This window comes from Erwinia sp. 198 (genome assembly GCF_003937915.1).
GTDB classification, from domain to species: Bacteria; Pseudomonadota; Gammaproteobacteria; order Enterobacterales; family Enterobacteriaceae; genus Erwinia; species Erwinia aeris.
This window is the reverse complement of the sequence record NZ_RHUM01000001.1, coordinates 334,543-354,050: the sequence shown is the minus strand read 5'-3', so window position 1 is coordinate 354,050 and position 19,508 is coordinate 334,543. Positions and strand designations below refer to the sequence as shown.

Below are 19,508 nucleotides of genomic sequence, written 5' to 3'. Positions count from 1 at the left end.
TGACACGTGAAGCATCGTCAGCAGGATCGCGAGGCAGGGGTAAATTCCGTGACATAAGTCACCAAATTTGCAGGGAAAAAGAAAAGATGTTTTTTTATAAAAATTAACCGAGGCGATAACCGCGCCGGTCAGATCGTTTTTTTATGGTTCAGAGCTTAGCACTCAGCGCTCATGGCTATGGCATGGGGCTATGGCTACAGCTATGGCTTAAAGCCTGGGGCTTAAGGTCGCGGCTGGCGGCCACGACCTTGATGCGCTACCTGCCCTTTCCGGATGAAAAAAGGCCACGCTAATCAGCTAATTGCCCAGCGTTTTTACGCCGTTTGCCGTGCCGATCAGCGCCACGTCTGCGCCACGCGTGGCGAAAAGCCCCACCGTGACTACGCCCGGCAGCGCGTTGATGGCTTTTTCCAGCGCGACGGCATCCAGGATTTTCAGATTATGCACGTCCAGGATGACATTGCCGTTGTCGGTGACCACCTGCTGACGGTATTCCGGCAGGCCGCCCAGCTTCACCAGCTCGCGCGCCACAAAGCTGCGGGCCATAGGAATGACCTCGACCGGCAGCGGAAATTTGCCCAGCACATCGACCTGCTTGGATTCGTCGGCAATGCAGACAAATTTTTTCGCCACGGCGGCAATGATTTTTTCACGGGTCAGCGCCGCGCCGCCGCCTTTAATCATCTGCATCGCGCTGTTGATCTCGTCGGCGCCGTCAACGTAAACCGACAGGGAATCCACCTCGTTCAAATCGAAAACCGGAATGCCTAAGCTTTTCAGCCGAAGCGTGGAAGCTTCCGAGCTGGACACCGCGCCTTCAATCTCATTTTTAATCGAGCCCAGCGCATCAATAAAGTGGGCGGCGGTCGATCCGGTGCCCACGCCAACGATAGTGCCGCGTTCAACATAGTTTAACGCGGCCCAGCCAACGGCTTTTTTCAGTTCATCCTGCGTCATGGTAAGTTTAGAATCCGTGCTGCTACTGTGTGGCGATAGTATAAAGCAACCCTCGTTGAAAAAACCGCCCTGTGGCGCCATTTGTTGTCACTCTGGAAGAGAGGCCGCAAAACCGGGACGCCAGCTTTAAGCGCAGGGCAAAATGGCAAAAATATGGCATAGTGCAGATTCCACACCTGAAAGAGAGCTAAAACAACAATGAAACGCCCGGACTATCGAACGCTTCAGGCGCTGGATGCAGTCATTCGCGAGCGCGGCTTTGAACGCGCGGCGCAAAAACTTTGTATTACCCAGTCAGCCGTTTCCCAGCGCATCAAGCAGCTGGAAAATATGTTTGGTCAGCCGCTGCTGGTGCGCACCGTGCCGCCTCGCCCTACCGAACAGGGACAAAAGCTGCTGGCGCTGCTGCATCAGGTAGAGCTGCTGGAAGAAGAGTGGCTGGGCGATGAAAACAGCGGCACCACGCCGCTGCTGCTGTCGCTGGCGGTAAACGCCGACAGTCTGGCGACCTGGCTGCTGCCCGCGCTGAAAACGGTGCTGAGCGATTCGCCGGTGCGCCTGAATCTTCAGGTGGAAGACGAAACCCGTACCCAGGAGCGCCTGCGGCGCGGCGAAGTCGTCGGCGCGGTAAGTATCCAGCCGCAGCCGCTGCCAAGCTGCCTGGTGGATCAGCTTGGCGCGCTGGATTATCTTTTTGTCGGCTCGAAAGAGTTTGCCGCGCGCTACTTCCCGAACGGCGTGACCCGCTCCGCGCTGCTGAAGGCGCCGGCGGTGGCTTTCGATCATCTTGACGATATGCATCAGGCGTTTTTACAGCAGAATTTCGATCTGTCGCCCGGCAGCGTGCCGTGCCATATCGTTAACTCGTCGGAGGCTTTTGTGCAGCTGGCGCGTCAGGGCACGACCTGCTGTATGATCCCGCACTTACAGATTGAGCGCGAGCTGGCGGAAGGCGAACTGATCGATCTGACGCCGGGGCTGTTTCAGCGTCGAATGCTGTACTGGCATCGTTTTGCACCGGAAAGCCGCCTGATGCGCAAAGTGACCGACGCGCTGATTGCTCACGGCCATCGCGTGCTGCGCCAGGGAGAATAGCGCTAAGGTTGGCGCTGATTTTGCCAGGCATCCCTGGCAAAGAAAAGCGTCCGGAATGCTTACCGGACGCGGCTTTCAGCAGGCGAGATTACTGCTTGCGCTGTAGCTCAAACACCACATCCACCTGATCGTCAAAGTGAATGCTCTGCTGCTCGTAGGTTTGCGCGGCCGAGCTCATTGGCGCGGCGTCGGCGGTTTTAAACATTCTCGCCATTGGCATCGGCTGATAGTTGGCTACGTGATAGCGAATGCTGTAAACCGGCCCCAGCTGAGCGTTAAAGCCTTTCGCCAGCTCGCCAGCCTGATGCGTGGCGTTTTCGATAGCGGCCTGGCGGGCTTTATCGCGATAGCTATCGGGGTTAGCCACGCCCAGCTCAACGGAGCGGATTTCGTTCAGTCCGGATTTCAGCGCGCCGTCCAGCAGCTCGTTCAGCTTATCCAGCTGGCGCAGCGTAACCTGCACCTGACGCACCGCGCGATAGCCTTTCAGCTCCGATTTGCCGTCTTTCAGATAATCGTATTCCGGCTGCGTACGCAGGTTGGCCGCGTTGATGTCTTTTTTATCAATGCCGTTTTTCTGGAGAAAATCAAAATACTGGGCGACGCGGCTGTCGGCCTGTTTTTTCGCTTCAGACGCATCTTTTGACGAGACGCCAACCTCTATCGCCAACGTGGCGATATCAGGCATCGCGTCAACGCTTGCCTGCCCGGAGGTGACAACATGCGGGCCGTTGGGCAGTTCATCCGCCACCGAGGCAAAAGGCGAGGTAAAAATAAGGGCGGCCAGCGCCAGTTTGGTCAGCTTCAAAGGAGATCCTCCATGGGACTTCAGTCATAGCAGAAGAAGCCGGCCTGACTACAGCGTACCGGCTTCCGCAATTTACTCCATCAGTGCGCATCTTAGTGCGATTGTACCTGCCAGACTATGACCTTAATTCCTGGAATGAGTTCGGCCGCGTTCACCAGATATTCAGCGCCTGTAGCGCCAGCTTCAGGGCAATCAGCCACATCACCAGCCCTACCAGCAGATTAATAATGCGCTGCGCCCTGGTGGTATTAAGACGCGGCGCCAGCCAGGCGGCAAGAATAGCCAGGCCGAAAAACCAGATTAGCGAGGCGCAGGCCGATCCCAGTGCAAACCATTTGCGCGCTTCTGCCGGAAGCTGGCCGCCCAGGCTACCCAGCACCACAAAGGTATCGAGATAGACGTGCGGATTCAGCCAGGTTACGGCCAGCATGGTGGCGATAATGCGCCAACGGCTTTGCTTCATCGCTTCCGATGACGCCAGCGCCACATCGCCGCTGAAGGCGGAACGCAGCGCCCCCCAGCCGTACCACAAAAGAAACAGTACGCCGCCCCAGGTCACCAGATTCAGCAGCAGGGTGGAATGGGTCAGCAGCGCGCTGCCGCCAAACACGCCGCCGCAGATCAGCAGGATATCGCTTAAGGTACAAAGCGCAGCAGTCATTAAATGGTAGTGGCGACGCACGCCCTGGCTCATCACAAAAGCGTTCTGCGGCCCCAGCGGCAGGATCAGCGCGGCGCCCAGCGCCATGCCCTGCAGGAAAACGGCAAACATAAAGTATTCCTCAAACGGTTTCAGCTGGCGGCGAGTGTATAGCGCCAGCATCATTAGAGGAAATTGAATATTCTAATACAGTATAAAATTAGCTAATAGTAGCAACCGGTAAAAAGGCGAACCGCAGTCCGCCTTTTCTTTGGCATAATCAGCAAGCCATTAAGTTCAACCGGCTGAAATTACTCTGTCTTTGCCTGTGCTGGCGCAGCAGTCTGAACAGCGTCGCTTTTGGCGTCGGCGGACTGATGCAGGTGCACATCCATCTGCGGATAAGGAATACCGATATTGTTGGCATCCAGCGCACGCTTAAAGTTCTTCATCAGATCCCAGTAAACGTTTTGCAGATCGCCCGCGTTGCTCCAGCAGCGCACCACGTAGTTAACCGACGAAGCCGCCAGCTCGTTCAGGCCAATCTGTACGCCCATATCCTGCAGCACGCGAGGATCGGCATCCACCACTTCGCGCAGCAGTTTGAGAACCTGGTCCGCGTCGGCATCATAGGAGACGCCAATGATAAATTCATTACGGCGAACCGGCTCGCGAGAGAAGTTTACGATGTTGCCGGCGATAATTTTACCGTTTGGCACTACAACGGTTTTACCGTCCGCGGTTTTCAGCGTTGTTGAAAAAATCTGTACCTGTTGTACGGTGCCCATAATGCCGATATCGATAAAGTCACCGGTGCGGAACGGGCGAAAAGTCACCAGCAGTACGCCAGCCGCCAGGTTGGAGAGCGAGCCCTGCAAAGCCAGGCCGACGGCCAGACCTGCGGCACCCAGCACGGCGATAACCGATGCCGTCTGTACGCCTACGCGCCCAAGCGCCGCGATCAGCGTAAACGCAATCACCGCATAGCGCACCAGCGCCGAAAGGAAGTCGGCTACGGTGGCGTCGATATGACGAGCGCGCAGCACCTTGTTCAGCGTTTTTGAAATGATACGCGCTACGATTGTCCCGATAATCAGGATGATAATGGCCGCTACAATATTTACCGCATAGCTCAGCAGCAGCGCCTGATTGTGTACCAGCCAGCTGCCAGCGCGGTTTACGCCGTCGACTACGTTCAAATCTTCCATTTGCTTATCCTGTTGTTGTTCCCCGACGGGAAGTAAGCAGACTGCCAGTCCAGGCTGGCATCCCAAACCTCAAGCGTAACTAAAAATCCTGTACGGTGCCAAATAACGAGGCAAATTAATAATTTGTTACCGCAAAGACGCTTTTTTTGCAGGGTTTTTAACAAGGGAAAAGCGGATAACAGCGCGGATATTTTCAGAAAAGCGCAGGGCAAACGTCAGCGGGCATTCCAAAACTTACCCATAAAAAAGGCTCCGCGAGGGAGCCTTCTGTTCAGAACCAGAAAATTACAGTACGTCTACCGCGTTCAGCTCTTTAAACGCCTGCTCCAGACGAGTAATCATGGAAGTCTGAGCAGAGCGCAGCCATACGCGCGGATCGTAGTATTTCTTGTTTGGCTTATCGGCGCCTTCCGGGTTGCCCAGCTGCGCCTGCAAATAACCTTCGTTCTTTTTGTAGTACTGCAGGATGCCGTCCCAGGTCGCCCACTGGGTATCGGTATCGATGTTCATCTTGATCACGCCGTAGCTGATAGATTCTTCGATTTCAGCAGCGGAAGAACCGGAACCGCCGTGGAAGACGAAGTCCAGCGCGTTATGGGCCAGGTTATGTTTTTTGGTCACATATTCCTGAGAATCACGCAGGATGGTTGGCGTCAGCTTAACGTTGCCTGGCTTATACACGCCGTGAACGTTACCGAAAGAGGCCGCAATGGTGAAACGCGGGCTGATTGCGTTCAGTTTTTCGTAAGCGTAGTTGACGTCTTCTGGCTGGGTATACAGGGCGGAAGCGTCCATATGGCTGTTATCAACGCCATCTTCTTCACCGCCGGTGCAGCCCAGCTCGATTTCCAGCGTCATGTTAATTTTTGACATACGCGCCAGATATTTGCTGCAAATCTCGATGTTTTCTTCCAGCGACTCTTCAGAGAGGTCGATCATATGGGAAGAGAACAGCGGCTTACCGGTTTTCTCAAAGTGGGCTTCACCCGCGTCCAGCAGACCGTCGATCCACGGCAGCAGTTTTTTCGCGCAGTGGTCGGTATGCAGAATAACCGGCACGCCGTAATGTTCGGCCATCTGGTGTACGTGATGCGCACCAGAAATGGCACCCAGGATAGCTGCAGCCTGCGGCTTATCGGACTTCAGGCCTTTACCGGCAATAAAAGCCGCGCCGCCGTTGGAGAACTGGATGATAACCGGCGCTTTAACTTTAGCGGCGGTTTCCAGCACGGCGTTGATGGAGTCGGTGCCGACACAGTTAACCGCTGGCAGTGCAAATTTGTTCTCTTTTGCGACTTTGAAGATTTTCTGTACGTCGTCACCGGTGACAACGCCTGGTTTTACGAAATCAAAAATTTTAGACATGTCTTTTGTCCTGTTTCGTCGGCAGTAGGAAAAGATGTTGCGCCTTTAAGGGGCAAATCATTCTGGCGGAGGCAGCCCTCCGCCCCAGAGGTTACTGTTTCGCGCGTTCTTCCAGCATAGCTACCGCAGGCAGTGTTTTGCCTTCCACGAACTCCAGGAAAGCGCCGCCGCCGGTAGAGATATAAGAAATCTTATCTTCAATGCCGAAGAGGTCGATGGCAGCCAGCGTATCACCGCCGCCGGCGATAGAGAATGCATCGCTGTCGGCAATGGCTTTCGCCACGATTTCGGTGCCTTTGCGGAAGTTCGGGAATTCAAACACGCCCACCGGGCCATTCCACAGAATAGTTTTGGCTTCTTTCAATAACTTAGCCATGGCTTCTGCGGTTTCGTCGCCAAAGTCCATGATCTCTTCATCATCTTTAACTTCAGAGACTTTCTTCACGGTTGAAGGCGCAGTTTCAGAGAATTCCGTGCCGACACGGGAGTCGGTTGGCACAGGAATTTTGTATTCGTCGCGCAGTTTTTTCGCGGCTTCCACGAAATCCGGCTCGTACAGGGATTTACCCACTTTGTTGTCGATAGCCACAAAGGTGTTGGCGATGCCGCCGCCGACGATCACCGTATCGGCGATTTTCACCAGCGAGTTCAGCACGTCGAATTTGGTGGAAACTTTAGAACCGCCAACCACCGCTACCATTGGACGAGCAGGCTCTTTCAGCGCTTTACCCAACGCTTCCAGCTCATTGGCCAGCAGCGGGCCGGCGCAGGCTACCGGCGCGAATTTCCCCACGCCATGCGTGGAAGCCTGAGCGCGGTGCGCGGTGCCAAAGGCGTCCATCACGTAAACGTCGCACAGCGCGGCATATTTTTTCGCCAGCGCCTCGTCGTCTTTCTTTTCGCCTTTGTTAAAGCGGACGTTTTCCAGCACCACCAGTTCGCCTTCGGCGATATCAATGCCTTCCAGGTAGTCTTTTTCCAGACGAACCGGAGAAGAAATTTTTTCTTTCAGATAGTTAACTACTGGCAGCAGGGAGAACTCTTCGTTGTACTCGCCTTCGGTCGGGCGGCCCAGGTGAGAAGTGACCATCACTTTCGCACCCTGTTTCAGCGCGGCTTCAATGGTCGGCAGTGAAGCACGGATACGTGCGTCAGAGGTGACTTTACCCTCTTTAACCGGCACGTTTAAATCAGAACGAATCAGTACGCGTTTCCCGGCAAGATCCAAATCGGTCATTTTAATTACTGACATGGTGAGTCCTCTCGTTGATTCTCTAAATTTTAAAGGCGCAGTCCGCGCCCTGGCTGAAACCGCTGGCGGCCATGGCTAACGTCGTGTCGAGCATTCGGTTAGCAAAGCCCCATTCGTTGTCACACCAGACCAGCGTTTTGATCAGGTGCTGTCCGCTGACCCGCGTTTGCGTACCGTCCACAATGGCACTGTGCGGATCGTGATTAAAATCAATGGAGACTAACGGTAGTTCCGTATAGTCAACTATACCACTAAATGCTTTTTCTGATGCGTTTCGCAGCAGCGCGTTTACCTCGCAAGCCTTTACCGGCGTGCGGACGCTGACGCTTAAATCAATGGCGGTCACGTTAATTGTCGGTACACGCACGGCGATCGCTTCAAAACGGTCATTGAATTTCGGAAAAATACGCGTGATACCAGCAGCAAGGCGAGTATCCACCGGAATTATCGACTGGCTGGCCGCGCGAGTGCGGCGCAAATCAGTATGGTAAGCGTCAATGACCTGCTGATCGTGCATGGCGGAATGGATGGTGGTGACCGTTCCCGACTCAATGCCGAAAGCATCATCCAATAGCTTAATCACAGGAATAATACAGTTTGTGGTGCAGGAGGCGTTAGAAACGATCAGGTCGTTGGCCCTTAGCGCTTTTTCATTGACGCCGTAAACCACGGTAGCGTCAAGATCGTTGCCGCCCGGATGGGAAAACAGAACTTTTTTTGCGCCGGCGGCCAGGTGCGCTTCGCCGTCGGCGCGGCTGCCCCAGACGCCGGTACAGTCCAGCACCACATCCACGTTCAGCTCCTTCCAGGGAAGATCGGCGATAGCGGCCCGATGCAGGATGCGGACGGGATCTTCGCCTATCCACAGCAGATCGCGCTCCTGACGAACGTCCCACGCAAAGCGGCCGTGACTGGTATCATATTTCAGCAGATGCGCCATGCCGGCGGCTTCCGCCAGCTCGTTAACCGCCACGACGGTAATCTCCGCCCGGCGTCCGGTTTCATAAAGCGCGCGCAGCACGTTGCGTCCAATGCGTCCAAAACCATTGATGGCAATACGAACCGTCATATCACTCCTGCATCCAAATTCTGTGCAAAACCGGAGCGTTAGCCTGAGCCAGGCGTTCCCATTTGTACAGGGAATTTTTGCGTTACCGGGCCGTTTTTCCAACGGAAAGAGGTCAGCCCCAATGCTTGTTGAAACGGTTCAGCTACAATAAAGACAATGCGGAATAATTGGAATGCGCCAGATCAATCCACAGTTTAAAAATCTGACCTGCATCACATTTAGGTAAGGTTCTGTATAAAAAACAGGCCAATCATCCCCAACAAAGTAGTAAAGTAACTTTTACTGATATTTACTTTCAAATAACCAGTTAGCGACACGATCAACGGCGTTTTCTTACTTTTGCAGATGAATATCAGAATTTTCTCTCTGACAACCGTTTCCAGGAAGGAGACGCCCACAGCAGAGCGCCGGTAAAAGCGCGGCTGGCTGTAGCAGGATCGGGAAGGATCTGGCGTCCACTTGCTGGTACTAACCGTGCCGGAATATGAATTACAACCTGCTTTGGTATCTCTGGATTATCTGGGCTTCAGCGCTGCTCGTCTACTCCCTTAGCTGGGCGACCACGCTGTTGCTGATCCACCAGCATCGGGGGCTGTTAATGGCCGTAGCCTCCGCCATTTTTACCTGGCTTGCCTTCAGGAAATCCACGTTAAATAAGGAAATAGCGATGTTCAAACGTAAAGAGAATCCCCGTCAGCCCGGCGCTCCGCTGAATTATACTTCGCCCGTGCCGCCCTCCTCCGCTTCGCTAATGGACGGCGAATTTGAGGAAAGCGTCTCTGCCGCAACCGTCGTCAGCGTCGCCAGCGCGCCTGCCACAGGCACCACCACTATCCCGGATACCTGCACCATAGTGGGTGAAATCAGCGCGGCAGGCGATATTCATATCACCGGCAGCGTTAACGGTAAGGTAAATTCAGAAAAAACCGTTTTTGTGCAGAAAGATGGGCGGGTCGAAGGGGAAATCCGGGCGCAGCGCACCGAAATCAGCGGCGAGCTGAAAGGGTTATGCTGTAGTCGGGAGGTGGCCATTAACGCCAACGGATTTATGGATGGCACCATCGAGTGCGAATCGCTTTCGATCAACCAGCAGGGCAAATTTTATGGTCAGTCCAAGCCCTATAAGACGGAAAGAGAACAGGAAAGCAACGTGGTGAAAAGCTTTGCGGAGCCGGTGATAGCACCCAGCCAGGATTTCCATTTGCGGGACACTGCGCAGTAGGCAAGAAGGTTCGCCTGTTTGCACAGGCGAACCCGGTTTATTACAGCAGCTCTTTCGCTTTAGCGACCACGTTGTCTACGGTGAAGCCGAAGATTTCAAACAGCTTCTCGGCCGGTGCCGACTCGCCAAAGGTGGTCATGCCAACCACCGCACCATGCAGGCCAGTGTACTTGAACCAGTAATCGGCGATACCGGCCTCAATCGCCACGCGCGCGCCAACCGCTTTCGGCAGTACGGCTTCACGGTAGGCCGCATCCTGCTTGTCGAAAGCATCGGTAGAAGGCATGGACACCACGCGAGCCTTATGCCCTTCCGCGCTCAGCTTCTCGTAAGCACCAACCGCCAGCTCAACTTCAGAACCGGTTGCAATCAGGATCACTTCCGGCGTGCCGTCGCAATCTTTCAGGATATAGGCGCCGCGAGCCACGTTAGCCAGCTGCCCGGCGCTACGCTCCTGCTGCGCCAGATTCTGGCGAGAGAAGATCAGCGCGGTTGGGCCGTCGTGACGCTCAATCGCATATTTCCAGGCTACCGCAGACTCAACCTGGTCGCACGGACGCCACACGCTCATGTTCGGCGTGACGCGCAGGCTGGCCAGCTGCTCAACCGGCTGGTGCGTTGGGCCATCTTCACCCAGACCGATAGAGTCGTGGGTATAGACCATCACCTGACGAATTTTCATCAGCGCGGCCATACGGGCAGCGTTACGCGCATATTCCACAAACATCAGGAAGGTGGCGGTATACGGCAGGAAACCGCCGTGCAGCGTAATGCCGTTGGCGATAGCGGTCATGCCGAACTCACGCACGCCGTAGTGAATATAGTTGCCCGCCGCGTCTTCGTTGATCGGCCTGGAGCCAGACCACATGGTCAGGTTGCTTGGCGCCAGGTCGGCGGAACCGCCCAGATATTCCGGCAGCAGCTTGCCAAAAGCTTCCAGCGCGTTTTGCGAGGCTTTACGGCTGGCGATTTTGGCCGGATTGGCCTGCAGCTGTTCAATGAATTTCTGCGACTCGGCCTGCCAGTTCTCCGGCAGCTCGTTTTTGGTGCGGCGCTGGAACTCCAGAGCCAGCTCGGGATAAGCTTTGGCATAGGCCGCGAACTTCTCGTTCCAGGCTGCTTCTTTCGCCTTGCCTGCTTCTTTGGCATCCCACTGCGCGTAGATATCCTGAGGGATTTCAAACGGCGCGTGGTTCCAGCCCAGCTGTTTACGGGTCAGCGCGATTTCTTCGTCGCCCAGCGGCGCGCCATGGGAATCGTGCGTGCCGGCTTTATTAGGCGAACCGAAACCGATCACGGTTTTGCACATCAGCAGTGAAGGCCTGTCGCTGACCGCTTTTGCTTCTTCAACCGCTTTACGGATGGCTTCCGCGTCGTGTCCGTCCACGCCGCGCACCACGTGCCAGCCGTAGGCTTCAAAACGCTGTGCCGTATCGTCCGTAAACCAGCCGTCGATGTGACCATCAATAGAGATGCCGTTGTCATCATAGAAGGCCACCAGCTTGCCCAGCTTCAGCGTACCGGCCAGCGAGCAAACTTCGTGCGAGATCCCTTCCATCATGCAGCCGTCGCCCATAAACACATAGGTGTTATGATCGACGATATCATGGCCAGGACGGTTGAACTGCGCAGCCAGCGTGCGCTCGGCGATAGCCATGCCCACGGCGTTGGCGATGCCCTGCCCCAGCGGGCCAGTGGTGGTTTCAACGCCGGCGGTGTAGCCGTATTCCGGATGACCTGGAGTTTTGGAATGCAGCTGACGGAAGTTTGCCAGCTCGGCAATCGGCAAATCGTAGCCAGAAAGGTGCAGCAGGCTGTAAATCAGCATCGAGCCGTGTCCGTTGGACAGCACGAAGCGGTCGCGGTCGGCCCACAGCGGGTTGGTGGGGTTATGGTTCAGGAAATCACGCCATAACACTTCGGCAATATCCGCCATGCCCATGGGTGCGCCAGGGTGGCCGGATTTCGCTTTCTGTACAGCATCCATACTTAATGCGCGAATGGCGTTCGCAAGCTCTTTACGAGAAGACATGTTCTACTCCAGGTCGGATTAAAGGCTTCGCCGTCCTTAACCTATTTTAATCAACGAGTTATCAGGCAAAGCTGCAAAAGACGACCCTCAATGTACATGAAAGCGCAGCCGAATGTACATGGTGAAAAGTGCAAAAAAACAGGGCCATACTTGCGTTTTTCAGACGTTGGAACTATGCATTAGCGCACAGGAAGTTAACATAGTGCCAATCTTATTCCCTGCCTTTAACGGCAGGTCTTTGTTTTTATTACCTTGTTATCTAATGGATGGAAATATGAAAATACCCGCTTCCCTGATGGCGTTGGCCGTCGCTACCGCACTGACCGGCTGTCAGAATTTTGACAGCAACGCGCTGTTGCAGTCTGGCGCGCAGGCCTATCAGGCCGCTTCGCTTAGCGACGCACAGGTAAAAGAGCTGAGCGTAAAATCGTGCGAGCAAATGGACAGCGAAGCGCAGATTGCGCCAGCCGACAGCGTTTATACCCAGCGCCTGAATAAAATCGCCGCCGCGCTTGGCGATAACATCAACGGCACGCCTGCTAACTACAAGGTTTACCTGACCAAAGACGTTAACGCCTGGGCGATGGCCAACGGCTGTATCCGCGTTTACAGCGGCCTGATGGATATGATGACGGACAATGAAGTGGAAGGCGTGCTGGGCCATGAAATGGGTCACGTGGCGCTGGGCCATACCCGCCGCGCGATGCAGGTCGCTTACGGCACCACCGCAGCGCGTACCGCAGCCGCATCCGTTGGTGGTATTGCCGCCACGCTGTCGCAGTCGCAGCTGGGCGATCTGGGCGAAAAGCTGGTTAACGCGCAGTTCTCGCAAAAACAGGAGTCGCAGGCGGACGACTACTCGTTCGATCTGCTGAAAAAGCGCGGTATCAGCCCGCTGGGTCTGGAAACCAGCTTTGAGAAACTGGCGAAGCTGGAAGGCGGCAGCGCGAGCACCATGTTCGATTCTCACCCTTCTTCCGAGTCCCGTGCGGCGCATATTAAAGCGCGCATCGAAGCCGGAAAATAAGCCTGAACAAGGCCAGCCCTGCGGCTGGCCCCTTTCGACGATTACTCGCCTTTATTCACAGCCTGAACGTGCAGCATATCCAGCGCCAACGTGGCGGCGGCCAGCGCAGTGATATCGGACTGGTCATAGCCCGGCGCGACTTCCACCAGATCCATGCCCACAATGTTCAGCCCTTGCAGACCGCGCACCAGCTTAGTTGCTTTGTCCGAGGTCAGACCGCCGACAACAGGCGTGCCCGTGCCCGGCGCGTGAGCCGGATCCAGACAGTCGATATCAAAAGTCAGATAAACAGGCATATCGCCCACGATCTCTTTCACCTGCGCGATGATATCGTCAACGCTGCGATCGTTAATCTGCGCCGCATCCAGCACGTTGAAGCCCAGCGATGCATCGAACTCGGTGCGAATACCAATCTGCACGGAGCGCGTCGGATCGATCAGCCCTTCCTGCGGCGCGGTGTAGAACATGGTGCCGTGGTCGAACTTCGGGCCGTTGGAATAGGTATCGGTATGCGCATCAAAATGCACCAGCGCCATTTTGCCGAAGTGTTTCGCGTGCGCGCGCAGCAGCGGCAGCGTAACGTAGTGATCGCCGCCAAAGGTCATCATGCGTTTGCCGTTAGCCAGCAGCTTTTCCGCATGGGCCTGCAGTTTATCGCTCATATCCTGCGAATCGCCAAAAGCGTAAACCAGGTCGCCGCAGTCAACGACGTTCAGACGCTGACGCAGATCGAAATTCCACGGCCAGCGGCAGCCTTCCCAGGCCAGGTTTGTCGAGATCTGCCGGATGGCGCCCGGCCCTAAGCGACTGCCGGGACGGCCGGACGTGGCCGCGTCAAACGGTACGCCGGTGATCACCCATTCGGCGTCGCTGTCGTACGGCTGGAAGTTAACCGGAAAACGCATAAAACCAAAAGCATTGGAAACCAAAGAGTTATCGTACTGGTTGCCCAGAGTATTATACATAAGCCCCTCTCTTGCTGTCGGCCAGGCTGGCCTTGCTGTTATAGCTAAAAAAAAATCCCCGTCGCGTCGTTAGGCCCGACGAGAAAGGGATTGGGTTCAGGTTGTCAGGCGGAAAAGCGCCGCCCGACCGCGCGGCTAAGGCTTACTCATCTTCCAGATAAGTGTAGCCGTAGAGACCCGCTTCAAACTCTTCGATAAACTGCGCGCGCAGCTCGTCATCCAGATCGGATTCGGCAATCTGCTTGCGGAAATGCGTCAGCAGCTCGTTGGGATCCAGCTGCACGTATTCCAGCATATCCGCTACGGTATCGCCTTCGTCCGACAGCTGCACATCAACACGACCGTCTGCGTAAGCATAAACGTCAACCGCTTCGGTATCGCCGAACAGGTTGTGCATATTGCCCAGAATTTCCTGATACGCGCCGACCATAAAGAAGCCCAGCATCGGCGGATTATCCACGTCGTACTGCGGCATCGGCATGGTGGTAGCGATACCGTCGCCGTCCACATAGTGGTCGATGGTGCCGTCTGAATCACAGGTGATATCCAGCAGCACGGCGCGGCGCTCCGGCTTTTTATCCAGCCCTTCCAGCGGCAGTACCGGGAACAGCTGATCGATACCCCACGCGTCCGGCATGGACTGGAACAGCGAGAAGTTGACGTAAATCTTATCCGCCATACGCTCCTGCAGCTCGTCGATAATCGGACGGTGCGCGCGGTTGCCCGGATCCAGATGCTGCTGAATGTAGTTACAAACGCTCAGGTAAAGCTGCTCCGCCCAGGCGCGCTGCTCCAGATTGTAAATGCCCTGCGAGTAGCCCGTATGGATATCAAACAGATCCATCTGGCTGTCGTGCAGCCATTCGCGCAGCGAGCGGCGATTGTTCAGCTCGTGCATCTCCTGCCACGTATCCCACAGGCTGATAATCGGGCGAGGCGCATCCGCTGGCGGCGACTCCGGCGTAATAAACTCGTTGCGTTCCACGCCGATGATGTTGGAAACCAGCACGGTATGGTGCGCGGTAACCGCACGACCTGATTCGGTGATGACCGTCGGATGCGGCAGATTGTGCTCTTCACACGCATCGCCAATAGCCCAGATTACGTTGTTGGCGTATTCGTTCAGGCCGTAGTTGACCGAACAGTCGGACTGGGAACGCGTTCCCTCATAGTCCACGCCCAGGCCGCCGCCCACGTCGAAGCACTGGATGTTAACGCCCAGCTTCGCCAGTTCAACATAGAAACGCGCCGATTCACGTACGCCGGTAGCGATATCGCGGATATTCGCCATCTGCGAGCCAAGGTGGAAGTGCAGCAGCTGCAGGCTTTCCATTCGGCCGGCTTCACGCATGATTTCGACCAGCTTCAGCACCTGCGTAGCCGACAGGCCGAACTTGGACTTTTCGCCGCCGCTGGACTGCCATTTACCGGAGCCCTGCGAGGCCAGGCGCGCGCGGATGCCAAGACGCGGCACCACGTTCAGGCGTTCCGCTTCTTCCAGCACCAGCTTCACTTCGGTCATCTTTTCCAGCACCAGATAGACTTTGTGGCCCATCTTTTCGCCGATCAGTGCCAGACGAATATACTCACGGTCTTTGTAGCCGTTACAGACGATCACCGAACGGGTCATGCCCGCGTGCGCCAGCACCGCCATCAGCTCCGCTTTAGAACCGGCTTCCAGCCCCAGCGGCTCGCCGGAGTTGATCAGGGATTCGATCACGCGCTTATGCTGGTTAACCTTGATCGGATAGACCAGGAAATAGTCGCCGCGATAGCCATAGGATTCCCGCGCGCGCTTAAACGCTGCGTTAATGGAGCGCAGGCGATGCTGCAAAATTTGAGGGAAACAGAACAGCGCGGGCAGGCGTTGCCCTTCGGCCTCGCGCTCTTTAACCAGCCGGGCCAGATCGACGCGCGCTTCCGGCACGTCCGGATCGGGACAGACGCTGATATGCCCCAGCTCATTGACGTCGTAATAATTATTGCCCCACCAGGCAATATTGTAGGTGCGCAGCATTTTGCTGGCATCTTGATCGCTCATGGCCACCTCCTGCATTGAGCGGAGTACACCCTGTTCGCCTGCTGACGAACCCTTAATCATCTTGCTGTCGTCAGACATCGCGAGCCTCGAATTTCAATGATGCGGAACAGTTAACTACTATCGCAGGGAAAACCCACGACAACAACCCATCGACTACCGGGAAGCCCAGCATAAAACGCTGAGGCACCGCACCAGGCGATATCAAAAGTATAACATTAAACACGTCGCGGACTCCGGCACCCAGCTGCGCTGAGAAACGAGAAGAAGGAGATTATCGACAATGAATGCCGGTATTACGACCGGTGCTACATCGGCACGGCACCGAGGCAGGAAAACGGGACAGGAAGAGTCTGCGCGCGCCGGAATGGCGCAATGAACCGGTTGCGATCATGACCGTATTCAGCTCCGCTTGGGGAAACCGGGAGGAAAAGGCCAGCGAAAAGTCCTCTCGCTGACGCGCCTGCCGCTGATACCGGCAAACCCGGCTTACAGCAGCGGCGTTTTATACAATCAGCACGACAGGAATGCAAAATTTAAATGTAAGGAACAACAAGAGGCACGGTAATTTTTACAAAATTCCCCGGTTGTTTCCGATAAAAAATGCTGGCAATCTGTTTAACGAGTAACCTAAAATAGCCGTCCAGATGTGAATCCATCTATACTGGTTAACTTCTAAGCGTCTTAAATTAAATTATTGTACTGCTCATGGCTTTGCCTGAGGGGGCGCAGAGAGAGAAAGCCGTTTCTTTTTAGCGCTATGCAGTCGATCCCAACCCGTTTCAGTAAGGTAAAGAATAAATGGCTAAACACCTTTTCACTTCCGAGTCCGTCTCAGAAGGACATCCCGATAAAATCGCCGACCAGATCTCTGATGCCGTGCTGGATGCCATCCTTGAGCAGGATCCGAAAGCCCGCGTCGCCTGTGAAACCTACGTAAAAACCGGCATGGTGCTGGTCGGTGGCGAAATCACCACCAGCGCGTGGGTAGATATCGAAGAGATCACCCGTAATACCGTGCGTGAAATCGGCTATGTCCATTCCGACATGGGCTTTGATGCCAACTCCTGCGCGGTGCTGAATGCTATCGGCAAACAGTCGCCGGATATCAACCAGGGCGTGGATCGCGCCGATCCGCTGGAACAGGGCGCGGGCGATCAGGGCCTGATGTTCGGCTATGCCACCAACGAAACCGACGTGCTGATGCCTGCGCCGGTGACCTACGCGCACCGTCTGGTGCAGCGTCAGTCCGAAGTGCGTAAAAACGGCACCCTGCCGTGGCTGCGTCCGGATGCGAAAAGCCAGATCACTTTCCAGTACGATGCGGGCAAAATCGTTGGTATCGACGCGGTAGTGCTTTCTACGCAGCATTCAGAAGATATCGATCAGAAAGCGCTGCAGGAAGCGGTGATGGAAGAGATCATCAAGCCGGTTCTGCCAGCTGAATGGATCAACGCCGGTACCAAATACCATATCAACCCGACCGGCCGTTTCGTTATCGGCGGCCCGATGGGCGATTGCGGCCTGACCGGTCGTAAAATCATCGTGGACACCTACGGCGGCATGGCTCGTCACGGCGGCGGCGCGTTCTCCGGTAAGGATCCGTCAAAAGTTGACCGTTCCGCAGCCTACGCAGCACGCTACGTGGCCAAGAACATCGTGGCTGCCGGCCTGGCCGATCGCTGTGAAATCCAGGTTTCTTACGCCATCGGCGTTGCGGAACCGACGTCCATCATGGTAGAAACCTTTGGTACAGAAAAAATCTCTACCGAACAGCTGACGCTGCTGGTACGCGAGTTCTTCGACCTGCGTCCTTACGGCCTGATCCAGATGCTGGATCTGCTGCACCCAATCTACCGCGAAACTGCGGCTTACGGTCACTTTGGCCGCGAGCACTTCCCGTGGGAAAAAACCGACAAGGCCGCACAGCTGCGTGACGCCGCTGGCCTGAAGTAAGGTTTTACCTATTGCATCAAGGGCACCTAAAGGGTGCCCTTTTTGCTGCCCGCTGGCTGGCGGATTGGTAAACTCCGTGTACACTTTTGCAGGCTTTCGCCGCCCCGCATGTTAACGGTTACATCCAGAAACATCAGGCAGCATCTGATAATTAAGAATTTCCAGCCTTAACAAGAGTAGCGGGAATGCGCTATTTTCAGCGCTGTCCGATAGAGGGCCAGCAGGGAACCAGGAGAAGCTATTTAGTGCTATGCCTGAACGGTTATAAAGCGTAAGCGCGTATGAAAACCACCGTTTTCAGAAAGATCTGGTGTGTAACCGATTACACCGTGTGATCGCCCGCACAGTCTTTCGCGCCGGGTTTTTTTAACATTTATAAAAACAATATACAGTACCACTAATATGGAGGCTTCATGCCTGATAATAAGAAACAGAGCAGAACATCCAACAAGGCGATGACCTTGTTCGTATGTTTACTCGCCGCACTCGCCGGCCTGCTTTTCGGGCTGGATATCGGCGTGATTGCCGGCGCTTTACCTTTCATTGCGAAAGATTTCAACGTCACTGCCCACCAGCAGGAATGGATCGTCAGCTCAATGATGTTCGGTGCCGCCGTCGGCGCCGTCGGCAGCGGCTGGATGTCCTCTTACCTCGGTCGTAAAAAGAGCCTGATGATTGGCGCAGTGCTGTTCGTTATCGGCTCTCTGTGGTCAGCCATGGCGGGAAACGCGGATATGCTGATTGTGGCGCGCGTGCTGCTGGGCCTGGCCGTCGGCGTGGCTTCCTTTACCGCTCCGCTTTACCTTTCTGAAATCGCACCAGAAAAAATCCGCGGCAGTATGATCTCCCTGTACCAGCTGATGATCACCATCGGTATTCTGGGTGCCTATCTCTCCGATACCGCGTTCAGCTACACCGGCGAATGGCGCTGGATGCTGGGCATCATCACTATCCCGGCGGCCCTGCTGCTGGTCGGCGTCTGCTTCCTGCCTAACAGCCCGCGCTGGCTGGCGGCGAAAGGCAACTTCCGCGATGCGCAGCGCGTGCTGGATCGCCTGCGCGACACCAGCGAGCAGGCAAAACGCGAGCTGGATGAAATCCGTGAAAGCCTGAAGATCAAACAGTCCGGCTGGAATCTGTTCAAAAACAACGGTAATTTCCGCCGTGCGGTCTGGCTGGGTATTCTGCTACAGGTTATGCAGCAGTTCACCGGTATGAACGTCATCATGTACTACGCGCCGAAAATTTTTGAAATTGCCGGCTTTACCAATACCACCGAGCAGATGTGGGGCACCGTTATCGTTGGTCTGATCAACGTGCTGGCGACCTTTATCGCTATCGGTCTGGTGGATCGCTGGGGCCGTAAGCCGACCCTGAAGCTGGGCTTCCTGGTCATGGCGATCGGTATGGGCGTGCTGGGTACCATGCTGCATATCGGCATTCACTCTGCCGGCGCACAGTACTTTGCTGTCGCTATGTTGCTGATGTTTATCATTGGCTTCGCCATGAGCGCCGGCCCGCTGATCTGGGTACTGTGTTCTGAAATTCAGCCGCTGAAAGGGCGCGATTTTGGTATCACCGTTTCTACGGCGACCAACTGGATTGCCAACATGATCGTCGGGGCCACCTTCCTGACCATGCTGAACACGCTGGGCAACGCCAATACCTTCTGGGTCTACGCAGGTCTGAATATTCTCTTTATCATTCTGACTATTATGCTGATCCCGGAAACCAAAAACGTTTCTCTTGAGCATATCGAACGCAACCTGTTAAGCGGCAAAAAGCTGCGCGACATCGGTCAGCGCGACTAAGCTTCACTGGCCGGGGCAACCCGGCCAGCTTCATTGAATTCCCCTGCTTCACGTCGTATCCTC

General features: G+C 55.4%; 15 protein-coding genes. 5 read left to right on the top strand and 10 right to left on the bottom strand.

The genetic code is table 11. The features are described from left to right. Positions 1-297 precede the first annotated feature (297 nt). Entirely contained in the window at positions 298-957 is a 660-nt protein-coding gene (gene rpiA / locus EGK14_RS01680; RefSeq protein WP_125287337.1) for a ribose-5-phosphate isomerase RpiA, read from the bottom strand. 198 nt (positions 958-1,155) lie between these two features. Here rpiA and EGK14_RS01675 point away from each other — a divergent pair, with 198 nt between their 5' ends. Further along, positions 1,156-2,052 carry a LysR family transcriptional regulator ArgP gene (locus EGK14_RS01675; RefSeq protein WP_125287336.1) on the top strand — a complete coding sequence of 299 codons (897 nt, stop codon included), beginning with the start codon at positions 1,156-1,158 and terminating at the stop codon, positions 2,050-2,052. Positions 2,053-2,140: 88 nt separating this feature from the next. Here the strand turns inward: EGK14_RS01675 and EGK14_RS01670 are convergent, their stop codons facing one another. The 6 genes from EGK14_RS01670 to epd form a co-directional block, all read right to left on the bottom strand. Next, positions 2,141-2,860 (bottom strand): oxidative stress defense protein, encoded by a 720-nt coding sequence (locus EGK14_RS01670; protein ID WP_125287335.1) that lies wholly within the window; start codon positions 2,858-2,860, stop codon positions 2,141-2,143. A gap of 151 nt (positions 2,861-3,011) precedes the next feature. Next, on the bottom strand, positions 3,012-3,632 hold the full coding sequence (argO, locus tag EGK14_RS01665; RefSeq protein ID WP_125287334.1) for an arginine exporter ArgO: 621 nt from the start codon (positions 3,630-3,632) through the stop codon (positions 3,012-3,014). Between the two features lie 179 nt (positions 3,633-3,811). Then, entirely contained in the window at positions 3,812-4,708 is an 897-nt protein-coding gene (gene mscS, locus EGK14_RS01660) for a small-conductance mechanosensitive channel MscS (protein ID WP_125287333.1), read from the bottom strand. Between the two features lie 285 nt (positions 4,709-4,993). Next, entirely contained in the window at positions 4,994-6,073 is a 1,080-nt protein-coding gene (fbaA, locus tag EGK14_RS01655) for a class II fructose-bisphosphate aldolase (RefSeq protein ID WP_125287332.1), read from the bottom strand. 91 nt (positions 6,074-6,164) lie between these two features. Continuing rightward, positions 6,165-7,325 carry a phosphoglycerate kinase gene (gene pgk, locus EGK14_RS01650; protein ID WP_125287331.1) on the bottom strand — a complete coding sequence of 387 codons (1,161 nt, stop codon included), beginning with the start codon at positions 7,323-7,325 and terminating at the stop codon, positions 6,165-6,167. Positions 7,326-7,347: 22 nt separating this feature from the next. Further along, positions 7,348-8,394: an erythrose-4-phosphate dehydrogenase gene (gene epd / locus EGK14_RS01645; protein ID WP_125287330.1), complete on the bottom strand. Its 1,047-nt coding sequence runs from the start codon at positions 8,392-8,394 to the stop codon at positions 7,348-7,350. Positions 8,395-8,878: 484 nt separating this feature from the next. On the opposite strand from epd, the gene EGK14_RS01640 reads away from it, so the two are divergent. Next, the gene (locus EGK14_RS01640) at positions 8,879-9,616 is read left to right on the top strand and encodes a polymer-forming cytoskeletal protein (protein WP_125287329.1); all 738 of its coding nucleotides are present in this window, start codon (positions 8,879-8,881) and stop codon (positions 9,614-9,616) included. 40 nt (positions 9,617-9,656) lie between these two features. Here EGK14_RS01640 and tkt read toward each other — a convergent pair whose 3' ends face one another. After that, entirely contained in the window at positions 9,657-11,648 is a 1,992-nt protein-coding gene (tkt, locus tag EGK14_RS01635) for a transketolase (protein WP_125287328.1), read from the bottom strand. A 274-nt stretch (positions 11,649-11,922) separates the two neighbouring features. On the opposite strand from tkt, the gene EGK14_RS01630 reads away from it, so the two are divergent. Further along, on the top strand, positions 11,923-12,675 hold the full coding sequence (locus EGK14_RS01630; protein WP_125287327.1) for a M48 family metallopeptidase: 753 nt from the start codon (positions 11,923-11,925) through the stop codon (positions 12,673-12,675). Positions 12,676-12,716: 41 nt separating this feature from the next. On the opposite strand, the gene speB is transcribed toward EGK14_RS01630, so the two are convergent. After that, positions 12,717-13,640, bottom strand: a complete 924-nt coding sequence (gene speB / locus EGK14_RS01625) for an agmatinase (protein ID WP_125287326.1) — start codon at positions 13,638-13,640, stop codon at positions 12,717-12,719. A gap of 142 nt (positions 13,641-13,782) precedes the next feature. Next, positions 13,783-15,759 (bottom strand): biosynthetic arginine decarboxylase, encoded by a 1,977-nt coding sequence (speA, locus tag EGK14_RS01620; RefSeq protein WP_125287325.1) that lies wholly within the window; start codon positions 15,757-15,759, stop codon positions 13,783-13,785. A gap of 720 nt (positions 15,760-16,479) precedes the next feature. Between speA and metK the strand changes: the two genes are divergently transcribed. Next, positions 16,480-17,634 carry a methionine adenosyltransferase gene (gene metK, locus EGK14_RS01605; RefSeq protein ID WP_125287323.1) on the top strand — a complete coding sequence of 385 codons (1,155 nt, stop codon included), beginning with the start codon at positions 16,480-16,482 and terminating at the stop codon, positions 17,632-17,634. 413 nt (positions 17,635-18,047) lie between these two features. Then, a complete protein-coding gene (locus tag EGK14_RS01600) occupies positions 18,048-19,445 on the top strand; it encodes a sugar porter family MFS transporter (protein WP_125287322.1) in 1,398 nt (465 codons plus the stop codon). Positions 19,446-19,508 lie beyond the last annotated feature (63 nt).